This window comes from Streptomyces sp. NPDC002779, from assembly GCF_042888685.1.
In the GTDB taxonomy this organism is placed as follows: domain Bacteria; phylum Actinomycetota; class Actinomycetes; order Streptomycetales; family Streptomycetaceae; genus Streptomyces.
Genome location: NZ_JBIAQC010000004.1, coordinates 426990 through 441467, shown reverse-complemented (window position 1 = coordinate 441467; position 14478 = coordinate 426990). Strand labels below are relative to the sequence as shown.

Below are 14478 nucleotides of genomic sequence, written 5' to 3'. Positions count from 1 at the left end.
ATCCACAGAATCTATTTCCCTGATCGTGGGTGCGAGGTCCAGATTAGTCGCATCGCCATCAGGAGGACATGTCCGTGAAACCTGACACCGCGTCCGCGCTCTTCGCCGGACCCTTCGCCCTCGCCACCCTCTCGGCCCCGGACGGGCCCCGCTTTCCCGCCCTCGTCACCCCCGACGGGACCGCCCTCGATCTCCGGTCCGTCCTGGGCGATGAACGGCTCACCATGCTCGACGTACTGGACGACTGGGAGGCCCTCCTGCCGAGGCTGCGCGCCCTGGCCGCCGACCCCGGCACCGACCGCACCCCCGTCACCGACCTGCGCGTGCACGCCCCGGTCGCACCCCGCCAGGTCTTCCAGTCCGGCGCCAACTACCGTCAGCACGTCATCGACCTGCACGTCGCCCACCGCGCCCCCGGCGACGACCGGCCCGAGGCCGAACGGCGGGCGGAAGCCGCGGAGATCATGGACCGGCGGGCCGCCGAGGACCTGCCGTACGTGTTCATCGGCCTGCCCAGCGCGATCACCGGCCCCTACGACGACGTCGTCCTGCCCGCCTGGGCCGAGCAGCCGGACTGGGAACTGGAGGTGGCGGTCGTGATCGGCCGGCCCGCCTACCAGGTGTCCGTGGCGGAGGCGGCGGCGCACATCGCGGGCTACACCATCGCCAACGACCTGACCGACCGGGCGACCGTCTTCCGCCGGGACATGCCGCAGATCGGCACCGACTGGCTGCGCAGCAAGAACGCGCCCGGCTTCACCCCGCTCGGGCCGTGGATCGTGCCCACGGAGTCGATCGCCGACCCGGACGACCTGCGCCTGACGCTCAAGCTCAACGGCGAGACCATGCAGGACGAGTCCACGAAGGACATGATCTTCAAGGTCGCCCGGATGGTGTCCTACGCCTCCCGGACCGCCCGTCTGCTGCCGGGGGACCTCGTCCTCACCGGCAGCCCCGCCGGCAACGGCATGCACTGGGGCCGGCTGCTGCGCGACGGCGACGTCATGGAGGGTTCCGTCACGGGACTCGGCGTCCAGCGCACCCGCTGCGTCGGGGAGACGGCGTGAACCGGCACGACCCCGAGGGCGCCATCGCCGAGGCCGCCAAGTCGTATTCCAACTGGGGCCGTTGGGGCGAGGACGACGTCCTCGGCACCCTGAACTTCCTCGACGAGGGCAAACGCCGCGAGGGCGCAGCGCTCGTCCGGCGCGGCGTCAGCTTCTCGCTGTCCCAGCGCTTCGACATGAACGGCCCGCAAAAGGGCTGGCGCCGGCGCACCAACCCGGTCCACACCATGCTGGACACCGGCACCGACGCCGCCCTCGGCCACCAGGGCTTCCCGCACGGCATCGGCGGCGCCGACGACGTGATCGCCATGCCGCTGCAGTGCTCCACCCAGTGGGACGGCCTCGGGCACATCTTCGACCACGGCAAGGCCTGGAACGGCCGCCCGGCCGAGCGGGTCGTCACCTCCGACGGCGACCTCGTCACCGGTATCGAGCACATGGCCCCGCACGTCGCCGGGCGCGGAGTGCTGCTGGACGTGGGCCGGGTCATCGGCACCGACGGCGAGCTGCCCGACGGGTTCGCGATCACCGAGGAGCATCTGACGACGGCCGCCGGGGCGCACGGGGTGAGCGTCGGCCGCGGGGACATCGTGCTGGTGCGCACCGGCCAGCTGGCGCGCGTACGGCGCGAGGGCTGGGGCGAGTACGCGGGCGGCCCCGCGCCGGGCCTGTCCTTCACCACCGCGGGCTGGCTGCACGGCACCGAGATCGCCGCGATCGCCACCGACACCTGGGGCTTCGAGGTACGGCCCAACGAGTTCGACGACGCCTTCCAGCCGCTGCACCAGGTCGCCATCCCCAACATCGGCCTCCTCATCGGCGAGATGTGGGACCTGGAAGCCCTCGCCGAGGACTGCGCGGCCGACGGCACCTATGAATTCTGGCTCACCGCCGCTCCCCTGCCCATCACCGGCGCCGTCGGCTCACCCATCAACCCCATCGCCGTCAAGTAACCAGCGGAACAAGGGAGTTCCCCCATGAGCACAGCCCGCACGGTCCTGGTGATCGGTGGTGGCGCCGCCGGCAACGCCGTGACGATCCTGCTGCGGCGTGCCGGTCTCGCCGTGGACCTGATCGAGGCCAAGGACGACTGGAACGCCACCGCCGGCTCCGGCATCACCCTCCAGGGCAACGCCCTTCGCGTACTGCGCGAACTGGGCGTGTGGGACCAGGTCAAGGCATCCGGCTTCGGTTTCGGCTCGGTCGGCATCACCGCCCCCGACGGCACGGTCCTGCACGTCGCCCGCGACATCCGCACCGGCGGCGACGACCTGCCCGCCACCGTCGGCATGCAGCGCCCCCGGCTCCAGCGCATCCTCATCGACGCCGTCCGCGCCACGGGCGCCGGTGTGCGCCTCGGAGTGCGCGCCGAGTCCCTGGACACGGACGACGACGGAGTGACCGTACGCTTCACCGACGGCAGCGAGGGCCGCTACGACCTGGTGATCGGCGCGGACGGCCTCGGCTCCGCCACCCGCGCGGCCGTCGGCATCACCGCCAAGCCCGAACCCACCGGCATGGCCATCTGGCGCGTCGCCGCTCCCCGCCCGGCCGGCGTGACCCGCACCGACCTCGCCTACGGCGGCCCCGCCTACATCGCCGGCTACTGCCCGACCAGCGACACGACGCTGTACGCCTATGTCGTCGAGGCCAACCGCGACCGGTCCTCGATCCCGCCGGAGACCTACGCCGAGGAGATGCGGCGCCTGGCCTCGGCCTACGGCGGCTGCTGGCCGGAGATCACCGCGCACATCACCGACCCGGCGCAGGTCAACTACACCTGGTTCGACCGCCTGTTGGTCGAGGGATCCTGGCACCGCGGCCGGGTCGTCCTCGTCGGTGACGCCGCCCACTGCTGCCCGCCGACCCTGGCCCAGGGCGCGGCACTGTCGCTGGAGGACGCCTGGGTCCTCGCCCAGCTGCTGACCAGCGGCGAGGAGTGGGACGACGCGCTGTTCCAGACGTACTACGAGCGGCGGATCACGCGGGTGCGGCCGGTCGTGGAGGCGTCCGTACAGATCGGGCAGTGGCAGCTCGACGGGGTGCGCGACGCGGACGTACCCGGCCTGATGGGCCGCACCATGACCATGCTCAGGGAGCTGCCGTGACCGCCCCCCAGTCACCCGGCGCCCGCACCTGTCCCACCGTCGACGTGCACGCCCACGTGCTGCTGCCCGAGGTCGAGGCGCTGGTGGCCGACCTGCCGGGACTCGCGGAGGCGAAGGCGCTCGACGCCCGCCGCAACGGCCCCGCCGCCCTCGCGGTCAGCGGCCCCATGGTGGGCGAGCGCATCCCCCTGCTCACCGACGTGACCGCCCGGCTGGCCGCGATGGACGCGCAGGGTGTGGACCTCCAGCTCGTCAGCCCCTCCCCCTCCCACTACCACTACTGGACGGACGAGGGGACCGCCGAGAAGCTGTACCGGCTCGCCAACGAGACGACCGCCGCGCACTGTTCGGCCGCCCCCGACCGGCTGCACGGCCTCGGGCTGGTGCCGCTGCAACACCCGCAGCACACGGTCCGCGCGCTCGACCACGCCCTGGAGCAGGGCCTGGCCGGGGTGGAGATCTCCAGCCACGCCCCGGGCCGGGAACTGTCCGACCCGGCGTACGAGCCGCTGTGGTCGCGCGCCGAGGAGACGGGCGCGATCGTCTTCCTGCACCCCTTCGGCTGCACGCTCGACGAGCGCCTGGACCGGTGGTACCTGTCCAACACGGTCGGCCAGCCCACCGAGAACGCCGTCGCCCTGTCCCATCTGATCTTCTCGGGAGTGCTCGACCGCCACCCCGGGCTGAAGGTGCTCGCCGCTCACGGCGGCGGCTATCTGCCCACCCACATCGGCCGCTCCGACCACGCCTGGTCCGCCCGCTCCGACGCGGGCGCCGGCTGCGCGCACCCGCCCAGCAGCTACCTCAAGCGCCTGTACTTCGACTCCCTCGTCCACGACCCGGCCGTCCTGCGCGAGCTGGTGCGGGCCGCGGGCCCCGGCCAGGTCCTGCTCGGCTCCGACTTCCCCTTCGACATGGGCACGCGGGACCCCCTCGGCGCACTGCGCGCCGCCCAGCTGCCCGAGGCCGACTTCGAGGCCGTACGCGGCGGCAACGCCATCGCCCTCCTCCGGAAGGACTGACCACCATGCGCCTGCTCACCCATCTGCGCCACGTCGACCTGGCCGTGCCCGACTACGACAAGCAGCTCGACTTCTACGCCGGCGTCTGGGGCCTGACCAAGGTCGCCGAGGACTCCGGCATCTCCTTCCTCGCCGCCGAGGGATCGCCCGAGCAGTACGTGATCCGGCTGCGCAAGGCCGAGGAGAAGCGTCTCGACCTGGTCTCCTACGGCGCCGCCACGCCGGCCGACGTCGACACCCTCGCCGAGCAACTCCTCGCGGGCGGCGTGCAGTTGATCACGCAGCCGGGCAAGGTCGACACCCCCGGAGGCGGTTACGGCTTCCGCTTCTTCGACGTGGACGGCCGCACCATCGAGGTCTCCGCCGACGTGGAGGTGCGCCGGCACCGCAAGATCGAGGAGAAGGAGTCCATCCCGGTCAAGCTGTCCCACGTCGTCCTCAACTCCCCCGACCTGGACCGCACCAAGGACTGGTACGAGCGGCACCTCGGCTTCCGCCTCTCCGACACGCTCAGCTCCCCGCACATGGGCGAGGTCATGCACTTCATGCGGATCTCCAGCCAGCACCACTCGATGGCGCTGGCGAAGGGCCCGCACACCGCCCTGCACCACGTCTCCTTCGAGATGCGCGGCATCGACGAGTACATGCGCGGCTCGGGCCGTGTCATGCGCGCCGGATTCAAGAAGATCTGGGGCCCCGGCCGCCACATGGCCGGTGACAACACCTTCACCTACTTCCTCGACCCGCACGGCAACACGGTCGAGTACACGACCGAGCTGGAGTGCCTGGACGAGGACACCTGGCACCCGCACGTCTACGACTTCTCCCAGCCCGAGGTCACCGACCAGTGGGGCACCGCCAACCCGATGAACGAACTCATCGCCAAGGAGTCCTTCAACGACCCCGACCGCGGCTGCTTCATCGCCCCGCCGGTCTGATCCCACCCCCCTGCCCCGGGGTGCGGCCGCAGCCCTGTCACGCTCGCGCCGCGCCCCGGGACCGGCCCCAGCCAGGAGCTGCCCATGCGCTTCGCCGCCTACGAACACCACGACCGGCGCCGCCTGGCGGTCGTCGACGACCAGGGAGTGCTGTACCCGGTACCCGGGGTGCGCTCGCTCACCGAGGTCATCGCCGCCGGGGACGGACCCGGCGCACTCCTCGACCTCGGCGCCGCCACCCTCGACGTGCCGCCCGGCCCGCACATCTCCCAGGTGCGCCTGCTGCCACCGCTGCAACCCGCCTCCGTACGCGACTTCGTCACCTTCGAGGAACACGTCGAGGGCGTGCGCCGGTCGGTGGAGGGCACCGGCGGGGTGCCCGAGCAGTGGTACGCCGCGCCCACCTTCTACTTCACCAACCCGCACGCCATCTACGCGTCGGGCGACGACATCCCGATGCCGCCCGGCTCCGCGGTGCTCGACTTCGAGCTGGAAGTCGCCGCCGTCATCGGCCGCGAAGGCCGCGACCTCACCCCCGAGCAGGCACGCGAGCACATCATCGGCTACACCGTCTTCAACGACTGGTCCGCCCGCGACCTCCAGTCCGCCGAGATGAAGGTGGGCCTCGGCCCCTGCAAGGGCAAGGACACCGCCACCACCCTCGGCCCCGTCCTGGTCACCGCCGACGAGCTGGACCGGTACCGGGACGACGAGGGCTTCCTGCGGCTCGCGCTCACCGCCGAGGTCAACGGCGAGATCGTGGGCGAGGACCTGCTGTCCAACATGAGCTGGACGTTCGAGGAGATGGTGGCCTACGCCTCCCGGGGCACCCGGGTCATGCCCGGCGACGTCCTGGGCTCCGGCACCTGCGGTCACGGCGGTTGCCTCGCCGAACTGTGGGGCGTACGCGGCGAGAAGACGCCGCCGCCGCTCAAGCCCGGCGACACCGTCACGCTCACCGTCGAGGGCATCGGCTCGGTCTCCAACACCGTCGTCCCCGGCGCCGACCCCGTCCCCCTGCCGACCGGCAGGCGCCGGCCCCGGGAGCGGCCGTGAACGACCTGCACCCCAAGCGGCTGGCCGGCAAGGTCGTCGTGGTCACCGGCGCGGCCCGCGGACAGGGCGCCGCCGAGGCGGAGGCCCTGGTGCGGGAGGGGGCCCGTGTCATCGCCACCGACGTGGAGCCCGGCGACGGCTGCCGCCGCCTCGACGTCACCAGCGAGACGGAGTGGGCCGCCCTCGCCGCCGAGCTCAAGGAGGCGTACGGGCGGGTCCACGGCCTGGTCAACAACGCCGGCGTCACCTGGCGTGCCCGCATCGCCGATGTGCGTGCCGAGGACATGGCACGCGTCCACGCCGTCAACGTCACCGGCCCACTGCTCGGCATCCAGCACCTGAGCCCGCTCATGCCGCCCGGCTCCTCCGTCGTCAACGTCGGCTCCTCTGCGGCCCTCACGGCGCACTACCCGGTCGCCTATACGACGAGCAAGTGGGCCCTGCGCGGGCTGTCGAAGACCGCGGCCCTCGACCTCGGACCGCGCGGCATCCGCGTCAACACCATCCACCCCGGTTACATCGAGACCGAGATGACCGCCTCCGCCGCCCCGGCCTTCCGCGAGGCCAACATCCGCGAGACACCCCTGGGCCGCACCGGCACCGTCCACGAGATCGCCCCGCTCGTCGTCTTCCTGCTGTCGGACCAGTCGTCCTTCATCACCGGCGCCGAGATCCCCGTGGACGGCGGCCTGACCGCACACGGCGGCGTGAAGTCCGTCTCGGACGCCCTCCTCGCGGAGAACCGGGCATGACGCGGCGCAACGGCGAGGTGGCCCTGATCTCCGGGACCGCCCGCGGCCAGGGCCGGGCCGCGGCGCTGCGCGCGGAACCGGACTCGGTGCGGCTGGCCGCCTGGCCGCGCCTGGCCCGCAGCCGCGGTTGCATCCGCACCGTCGGCTCCACGACGGGACTCACCGGCTCGCTCGCCGACCGGCTCGCGCCGACCCGGCAACTCGCCGCCGAAGGAGTCCCGCACGGCATCCGCGCCAATGGCGCCAGCCCCGGCATGCTCGGCACCCCGGGTCCCGCGCCGGTCTCCGCGCCGATCTCTTCGCCGATCTCTGCGCCGACGAGCCTCCGATGCGCGCCGTCGGCCGCCACATCCCGCTCGGCCGCCTCGGCCGCCCTGACGCGGCCACGTACATCACGGGCGCCCATCTCGTCGTCGACGGCGGCCGGCCCCGTGCTGCCCGGCGCGACTCCCCGAAAGGACTCCCCCGCATGAACAAGGTCCGCCCGAGCGCCACCGAGGCGGTCGCCGACATCCCGGACGGCGCCTCGCTGGCCGTCGGCGGCTTCGGCCTCAGCGGCGTGCCCGAGACCCTCATCCGCGCCCTGCACGCCCAGGGCGCCGGCCGCCTGGAGATCATCTCCAACAACTGCGGCGTGGACGGCCGCGGCCTCGGCGTCCTGCTCGCCGCCGGCCGCATCGCGCGGGTGACCGGCTCCTACGTCGGTGAGAACCGGGAGTTCGCCCGCCAGTACCTCTCCGGAGAGCTCGAGGTCGAACTGGTCCCGCAGGGCACGCTGGCCGAGCGGCTGCGCGCGGGCGGCGCCGGCATCCCGGCCTTCTACACCCCCGCCGGTGTCGGCACCGCGGTCGCGCACGGCGGTCTGCCCTGGCGCTACGCCCCCGACGGCTCGGTCACCGTGGCCTCCCCGCCCAAGGAGACCCGCGAGTTCGCCGGCCGCCCGCACGTCCTGGAGCACGGCATCACCACCGACTTCGCCCTCGTCCGCGCCTGGCGCGGCGACCGCCACGGCAACCTCTGCTTCCGCCGGGCCGTCGCCAACTTCAATCCCCTGGCCGCGATGGCGGGCCGCGTCACGATCGCCGAGGTGGAGGAACTCGTCGAGCCGGGCGACCTGAACCCGAACGAGGTCCATGTGCCCGGCATCTACGTCCAGCGGGTCACGGTGCTGACCGCCGAGGAAGCCGCCGACAAGCAGATCGAGAAGAGGACGGTACGTTCCTGATGGCCTGGACCCGCGACCAGATGGCCGCCCGCGCCGCCGCCGAACTCACCGACGGCTCCTACGTCAACCTGGGCATCGGCCTGCCCACCCTCATCCCCGGCCACCTCCCGCCCGGCGTGCACGTCGTCCTGCACTCCGAGAACGGCATCCTCGGCACCGGCCCCTACCCCACCGAGCCGGAGGTCGACCCCGACCTCATCAACGCGGGCAAGGAGACCGTCACCGTCCTGCCCGGAGCGAGCTTCTTCGACTCCGCGCTCTCCTTCGGCATGATCCGCGGCGGGCACATCGACACCGCCGTCCTGGGCGCCATGCAGGTCTCGCAGCGAGGAGACCTGGCCAACTGGATGATCCCCGGGAAGATGGTCAAGGGCATGGGCGGGGCGATGGACCTCGTGCACGGCGCACGCCGGGTCATCGTCCTGATGGAGCACACCGCCAAGGACGGCAGCCCCAAGCTCCTCGAGGAATGCACCCTCCCCCTCACCGGGGAACGGTGCGTCCACCGCGTCATCACCGACCTCGGGGTCCTGGACATCACCCCGGACGGCATCGCCCTGGTCGAGACCGCCCCCGGGGTCACGGTGGAGGAGATCGCCGCGCACACCGACGCTCCGCTGCGCGTGGAGCAGCCGACGCGGAGGTGACGGGGGCGCCGGGCCGCTCCCGGGTCAGGCCATGCCGAACCGCTCGGCGTGCACCTGGCGCTCGGGCCGAACGGCGGGACGCCCTGCTCACCGGTCCGGCCGGCGAGCAGGTGCAACCGTCCGCCCCGCTGGGCGACCAGATGGCGCACCTCGTTCAGCAGCACGGCCTCGGCCTCGCTGCGCACCCGGTACAGCACGACGACGTCCCTGTCCGCCCGGCGCCGCCGACAGGGAGAAGGGGTTGGCGGTCCACCAGTGGTTCTGTCCGGGGAAGCGCCAGATGCAGAACTGCCCGGCAAGGGCGGGGAACCGGTCGAGGTGCCGTCCGGTGCCGTACACCGAGACCGTCGTCTCCTGCAACTGTGCACGAACGCCAGCCCCAGGCGACGTAGAGCAGCAGGTGCAGTCCGTGCCACACCTCGTACCGGAGCCGGCGCCGAAACCGACCCAGCGGTGCCACCCCGTCAGCCGGTCCATCCCGATCCGCCGGCTCACGAGCCGCCGAGCAGCTCCCGGGTGACGGCGTCCCAGTCGACGTCACGCAGTTCCGTGCCGATCGGCACCAGCGCGCACGTCCGGGTCAGCCACTCCTGGAGCTCGGGCAGGCCGACGTCGAACTGGGCCGTGGCGCCGTGCTCCTGCAGGCGCACCCGCACCAGGGCGCCGTACCGCGTCGGCCGGATCCGCACATCGCCGATGCCGCTGGGCTCCGACAGTCCCTCCACCAGCAGGTCACGGCTGATCTGCCAGGTCACCGCGGGCTCCCCCGCCGGCCTGAAGACCAGGGTCACGAACAGCGGGTCGGCCGGATCGTAGGAGAACTCAGCCTGCAGCGGAGCCCTGGACTCCCCCACCACCTGGTGCACCGTCAAGGACAACGGTTCCAGCCCGCTGGTCGCACGGTTCTTCCCGCCCGGTTCGAAATGCTTGCCGTTCATACACCCCTCCGCCCGTTCATTCTTCTTCAGCGCTCGACGCTCCCGACAGCGCGAGTACCCCCGTACGGCCACAACTCGCCTCCCGCAATGTGATGAAGCGTCAGCTCATCGAATTGACGGTGCCGGGACACACCCGCTGGGAACGTGCCCATAGAGTGCGGGGTGTACGCGAGCACCGCTGAACAGGAGAAGCACGTGAGCGATCAGCCCGTCCGTTGGGGTGTCCTGGCCACCGGAGGCATGGCCGCCGCCTTCACCGAGGATCTGCTGCGACTGCCGGACGCCCGGGTCACCGCGGTCGGGTCCCGGTCGGCCGAGTCCGCGCAGGCGTTCGCGGCCCGGTTCGGCATCCCCCGCGCCCACGGCAGCTGGCGGGAGCTGGCCGCCGACCCGGAGGTCGACGTCGTCTACGTCGCCACCCCCCACGCCCAGCATGTCGCCGCCGCGACGGCCTGTCTGGAGGCCGGCAAGCCGGTGCTGTGCGAGAAGCCGTTCGCCCTCAGCGGCCGGCAGGCCCGCCAACTGACCGGACTGGCCGAGAAGCAGGGCCTGTTCGTGATGGAGGCGATGTGGACCTGCCTCAACCCGGCCGTCCTGCGCATCGCGGAGCTGGTGGCCGAGGGGGCCATCGGCGAGGTCCGCGCCCTGCACGCCGACTTCGGCGCCCGCGTGGACGCGCCCCAGGACCACCGCCTGTGGGACCCCGCGGCCGGCGGCGGCGCCCTGCTGGACCTGGGCACCTACCCCGTCTCCTTCGCCCACCTGATCCTCGGCGCCCCGGAGACGGTCACCGCCCACGCCCGGCTCTCGCCGCGCGGTGTCGACGAGCAGACGGGCATCCTGCTCGGCTACCGGGACGGCGCGATGGCCGTCCTGACGTGCTCGCTGCTCGCGCAGGACGAGCACCGGGCGACGGTGTACGGCACCACCGGCCGCATCGAGATACCGGCCGACTTCTACAACCCCCGTTCCTTCGTGCTGCACCGCGACGGCCACGAGCCCCGGACCGTGACCGCCGCACCGCAGGAAGGACACGGCTACGGGCACCAGGCCCGAGAGGTGATGCGCTGCCTGCGGGCGGGCCTGACGGCGTCACCGCTGCTGCCCCCGGCCCACACCCTCGCCGTGATGGACACCCTGGACCAGGTGCGCGAACGGACCGGCGTGCGCTACCCCGGCGAGTGACGCACGCGAGCCCGTCCTCCGGCCCGGTGGTCCGGGCCGGAGGACGGGCTGCGGGACGCGGCACCCGTGCGGGGCGGGCTGGAAGGCGCCGCGCCAGGCGTGGGTCAGGCGCCGGGCAGGACGCCGGTGCGCGCCACCTGGGAGTACCAGCGGGCGCTGGCCTTGGGGATGCGCCGCCCGGTCGGGTAGTCCACGTAGACGGCGCCGAAGCGCTTGCTGTAGCCGTGCGCCCACTCGAAGTTGTCCAGCAGCGACCACAGGAAGTACCCGCGCACGTCGGAGCCGTCGCGCAGGGCGTCGTGCACGGCGGCCAGGTGGTCGCGCACATACGCGATCCGGCCCGGGTCGTTGACGTTGCCCTCGGGGTCGGCGTAGTCGTCGAACGCCGCGCCGTTCTCGGTGATGACCAGCGGCAGCCGAGGGAACTCGGACGACAGCCGGCGCAGCAGCTCGTACAGACCGCTCGGGTCGATGGCCCAGCCCATGGCGGTGGTCTGACCCGGTGACTGGTGGAAGGCGACCTCGTCGGCGGCCGGCCACGGGCTGAACGCGCTCTTGCCGTGCCCGTCGGAGGTGTGGGTGCCGCTGCCGTCGGCCTGCGAGACGAGCGTGGGCGAGTAGTAGTTGACGCCGAGGAAGTCCAGCGGCTGGTGTGCCGTCTCCAGGTCACCGTCGCGCACGAAGGACCAGTCGGTCAGGGTGGCGGTGTCCTTGAACAGGTCCTCCGGGTAGGCGCCGCGCAGCATCGGGCCGGTGAAGACGCGGTTGGCCAGGGCGTCGATGCGGCGCGCGGCGTCGAGGTCGGCCTCCGTCGCGGTGAGCGGGCGTACGTGGTGGATGTTGAGGGTCACCGAGACCTGGGCGTCGGCGCGCAGGCGGTCGCGCAGCGCCTGTACGGCCATGCCGTGGCCGAGGTTGAGGTGGTGGGCGGCGCGCAGGGCGGCGACCGGGTCGGTGCGGCCGGGGGCGTGCACGCCTGAGCCGTAGCCGAGGAAGGCGCTGCACCAGGGCTCGTTCAGGGTGGTCCAGGTGCGCACCCGGTCGCCGAGGGCTTCGGCGGCCAGTGAGGCGTACTCGGCGAACCGCTCGGCGGTGGCGCGTTCGGGCCAGCCGCCGGCGTCCTCCAACTCCTGGGGCAGGTCCCAGTGGTAGAGGGTGGCGACCGGCTGGATGCCCTTGTCGAGCAGGTCGTCGACGAGACGCCGGTAGAAGTCCAGGCCCTTCTGTACGGCGGGGCCGCGGCCGGTGGGCTGGATGCGGGGCCAGGCGAGGGAGAAGCGGTAGGCGCCGACGCCGAGTTCGGCCATGAGGGCGACGTCCTCGCGCCAGCGGTGGTAGTGGTCGGTGGCGATGTCACCGGTGTCGCCGTTGCGGACCCGGCCCGGGGTGCGGGCGTAGGTGTCCCAGATGGACGGGGTGCGGCCGTCCTCGCCGGCGGCCCCCTCGATCTGGTAGGAGGCGGTCGCGGTGCCCCAGAGGAAGCCCTTCGGGAAGGTGCGGGAGGCGTCCGGGGCGGACTCGGGCTGCTGTCGTGCTGCGGTGACCACGGAGGTCCTTTCGGAAATGGGGGGAATCGGTGGGAGTGGGACGAGGGTCAGCCCTTGACCGCGCCGGCCATGATGCCGCTGACGATCTGGCGGCCGAAGACGATGAACATCGCCAGCAGCGGGAGCGTGCCGAGGAGCGCGCCCGCCATGATCAGGGACTGGTCGCGGACGTAACCGGCGCTGAGCTGGGTGAGGGCGACGGGGACGGTCGGGTTGCTCATGTCGAGCACCACGAACGGCCAGAAGAAGTCGTTCCAGGCGTGCACGAAGGTGATCATGAAGAGGACCGCCATCGCGGGGCGCGCGACGGGCAGCACGATGCTCCAGAAGATCCGCAGGGAGTGCGCGCCGTCCACCCGGCCCGCCTCGACCAGCTCGTCCGGCAGCGCCTCGGTGAGGTACTGCCGCATGAAGAACACTCCGACGGCGCTGACCAGGGTGGGGAAGATGACGGCGGGCAGCTGCTGCGACCAGCCCAGCTCGGACATCATCATGAACAGCGGTACGACGCCGAGTTGGGGCGGCACCATCATCGTGCCGATCACCAGCATGAGCAGGACGTTGCGGCCCTTGAAGCGGAGTTTGGCGAAGGCGAAGCCGGCCAGGGTCGCGAACATCACCGTGGACAGGGCGATCACCCCGGCCACGATCGTGCTGTTGATCATGGCCTTGCCCATGGCCGCCTCGTCCCAGGCGCGGGCGAGGTTGCTGAACAGGTTCGGTCCGGGCAGGAACGGCGGTGGCGTCTGGCTGACGCGGGTGTTGTCGGTCGAGGCCGCCACCATCGTCCAGTACAGCGGGAAGATCGACACGATCGCGACGATCCCGAGCAGGACGTAGGAGAGCGGGCCCGCGTGGTGCTGGCGGCCGGCGCCCGGCCGGAACACCCGGAGGCTGCGGCGGGCGGCGGGCTTGGTGACGGGGATCCGGGCGGGGGCGTCCGTCCGGACCGGGAGGCTTTCGGTGGTCATGACGACTCCTGGTCAGGACGTACGGGCACGCAGGCGCGTGATGAGGCGCTGCGCCACGAAGACGACGACGAGCAGCAGGAACATCGCCCAGGCGACGGTCGCCGAGCGGCCCATCTGGTAGTTCTTCCAGCCCTCCTCGTACAGCAGCAGGCCCAGCGTCTGGTACTGGTTGTCGGCTCCGCCGGAGATGCCGTTGGGGCCCTGGCCGAAGATCAGCGGCTCACCGAAGAGCTGGGTCGCGCCGATGGTGGAGAGCACGATGGTGAAGACGATGGTGGAGCGGATCCCGGGCACGGTGACGTGGGTGAACTGCTTCCAGCGGGAGGCGCCGTCGAGGGCGGCGGCCTCGTACCGGTCGGCGGGGATGGCCTGCATGGCGGCGAGGTAGAGCAGCGCGTTGTAGCCGGTCCAGCGCCAGATGACGATGGTGGAGATGGCGATCTGGGCGGGCCACTTGTCGGCCTCCCAGTCCACCGGGTCCAGGCCGACCGTGCCGAACGCCCAGTTGATCATGCCGAAGTCACGCTCGAAGAGCATGGTGAACACCAGGGCGGCGGCACCGACCGAGGTGGCGTAGGGCACGAGCGAGGCGACCCGGAAGAAGAGCGAGCCGCGCATGCGGTAGTTGAGCAGGTGCGCCAGCCCGAGCGCCATCAGCAGCTGCGGCACCGTGGAGATGATGCCGATGGTGATGGTGTTGGCCAGCGCGTTCCAGAAGCGCTCGTCGTTCCACAGCTCGACGTAGTTGTCGAACGCCACCCACTCCATGAGGTCCAGGGTGGCGAGCTCCACCCGGTGCAGGGAGATCCAGGAGGTGTAGACGAGGGGGTAGAAGCTGAACGCGGCGAACACGACGAAGAACGGAGCGACGAAGGCGTAGGGCGCGCCCTTGACGTCGATGCGGTGCAGCAGCGCGCCGCGGCGCCGGCCGGCGCCTTTGCCGCCGCCGGGGTGCGGGGTCGGACCCCGACGGCCCTCGCCGACCTGGGCCTTGGTGGTGGAGGTGGCCACCGGATTTCCTT

At 72.0% G+C, this 14478-nt stretch carries 15 protein-coding genes; 11 read left to right on the top strand and 4 right to left on the bottom strand.

Annotated features, from left to right (window positions below; translation table 11 throughout):
- The first annotated feature begins 68 nt into the window (after window positions 1-68).
- The 10 genes from ACFYW5_RS14815 to ACFYW5_RS14770 all read left to right on the top strand — a co-directional run bounded on the left by ACFYW5_RS14815 (window position 69) and on the right by ACFYW5_RS14770 (window position 8815).
- A complete protein-coding gene (locus ACFYW5_RS14815) occupies window positions 69-1067 on the top strand; it encodes a fumarylacetoacetate hydrolase family protein (RefSeq protein WP_389417352.1) in 999 nt (332 codons plus the stop codon).
- Window positions 1064-2020, top strand: coding sequence for a cyclase family protein (locus ACFYW5_RS14810; RefSeq protein ID WP_389417351.1), 957 nt, complete (start codon window positions 1064-1066; stop codon window positions 2018-2020). The genes ACFYW5_RS14815 and ACFYW5_RS14810 overlap by 4 nt, the downstream gene beginning before the upstream one ends.
- A gap of 24 nt (window positions 2021-2044) precedes the next feature.
- On the top strand, window positions 2045-3175 hold the full coding sequence (locus ACFYW5_RS14805) for an FAD-dependent oxidoreductase (protein WP_389417350.1): 1131 nt from the start codon (window positions 2045-2047) through the stop codon (window positions 3173-3175).
- Window positions 3172-4197: an amidohydrolase family protein gene (locus tag ACFYW5_RS14800; RefSeq protein ID WP_389417349.1), complete on the top strand. Its 1026-nt coding sequence runs from the start codon at window positions 3172-3174 to the stop codon at window positions 4195-4197. The genes ACFYW5_RS14805 and ACFYW5_RS14800 overlap by 4 nt, the downstream gene beginning before the upstream one ends.
- A 5-nt stretch (window positions 4198-4202) precedes the next feature.
- A complete protein-coding gene (locus tag ACFYW5_RS14795) occupies window positions 4203-5135 on the top strand; it encodes a VOC family protein (RefSeq protein WP_389417348.1) in 933 nt (310 codons plus the stop codon).
- A gap of 84 nt (window positions 5136-5219) precedes the next feature.
- Window positions 5220-6191 (top strand): fumarylacetoacetate hydrolase family protein, encoded by a 972-nt coding sequence (locus ACFYW5_RS14790; RefSeq protein WP_389417347.1) that lies wholly within the window; start codon window positions 5220-5222, stop codon window positions 6189-6191.
- Window positions 6188-6943, top strand: a complete 756-nt coding sequence (locus ACFYW5_RS14785; protein WP_389417346.1) for an SDR family NAD(P)-dependent oxidoreductase — start codon at window positions 6188-6190, stop codon at window positions 6941-6943. Before ACFYW5_RS14790 ends, ACFYW5_RS14785 begins: the two co-directional genes overlap by 4 nt.
- Window positions 6940-7416, top strand: a complete 477-nt coding sequence (locus ACFYW5_RS14780) for a hypothetical protein (RefSeq protein WP_389417345.1) — start codon at window positions 6940-6942, stop codon at window positions 7414-7416. The genes ACFYW5_RS14785 and ACFYW5_RS14780 overlap by 4 nt, the downstream gene beginning before the upstream one ends.
- Window positions 7413-8168 carry a CoA transferase subunit A gene (locus tag ACFYW5_RS14775; RefSeq protein ID WP_389417344.1) on the top strand — a complete coding sequence of 252 codons (756 nt, stop codon included), beginning with the start codon at window positions 7413-7415 and terminating at the stop codon, window positions 8166-8168. Before ACFYW5_RS14780 ends, ACFYW5_RS14775 begins: the two co-directional genes overlap by 4 nt.
- Window positions 8168-8815 (top strand): CoA transferase subunit B, encoded by a 648-nt coding sequence (locus ACFYW5_RS14770; protein WP_389417343.1) that lies wholly within the window; start codon window positions 8168-8170, stop codon window positions 8813-8815. Before ACFYW5_RS14775 ends, ACFYW5_RS14770 begins: the two co-directional genes overlap by 1 nt.
- Window positions 8816-9306: 491 nt before the next feature.
- On the opposite strand, the gene ACFYW5_RS14765 is transcribed toward ACFYW5_RS14770, so the two are convergent.
- Window positions 9307-9753 carry an SsgA family sporulation/cell division regulator gene (locus ACFYW5_RS14765; RefSeq protein ID WP_389417342.1) on the bottom strand — a complete coding sequence of 149 codons (447 nt, stop codon included), beginning with the start codon at window positions 9751-9753 and terminating at the stop codon, window positions 9307-9309.
- Between the two features lie 195 nt (window positions 9754-9948).
- Between ACFYW5_RS14765 and ACFYW5_RS14760 the strand changes: the two genes are divergently transcribed.
- A complete protein-coding gene (locus ACFYW5_RS14760) occupies window positions 9949-10938 on the top strand; it encodes a Gfo/Idh/MocA family protein (RefSeq protein WP_389417341.1) in 990 nt (329 codons plus the stop codon).
- A 104-nt stretch (window positions 10939-11042) separates the two neighbouring features.
- Here the strand turns inward: ACFYW5_RS14760 and ACFYW5_RS14755 are convergent, their stop codons facing one another.
- From ACFYW5_RS14755 to ACFYW5_RS14745, 3 genes are read right to left on the bottom strand one after another with little or no spacing between them, the layout of a single operon-like run.
- Window positions 11043-12485 carry a GH1 family beta-glucosidase gene (locus tag ACFYW5_RS14755; RefSeq protein ID WP_389417340.1) on the bottom strand — a complete coding sequence of 481 codons (1443 nt, stop codon included), beginning with the start codon at window positions 12483-12485 and terminating at the stop codon, window positions 11043-11045.
- Between the two features lie 47 nt (window positions 12486-12532).
- Window positions 12533-13456, bottom strand: a complete 924-nt coding sequence (locus ACFYW5_RS14750) for a carbohydrate ABC transporter permease (protein ID WP_389417339.1) — start codon at window positions 13454-13456, stop codon at window positions 12533-12535.
- A 12-nt stretch (window positions 13457-13468) separates the two neighbouring features.
- Complete coding sequence (locus tag ACFYW5_RS14745; RefSeq protein WP_389417338.1) at window positions 13469-14467, bottom strand: carbohydrate ABC transporter permease; 999 nt, start codon at window positions 14465-14467, stop codon at window positions 13469-13471.
- Window positions 14468-14478: the final 11 nt, after the last annotated feature.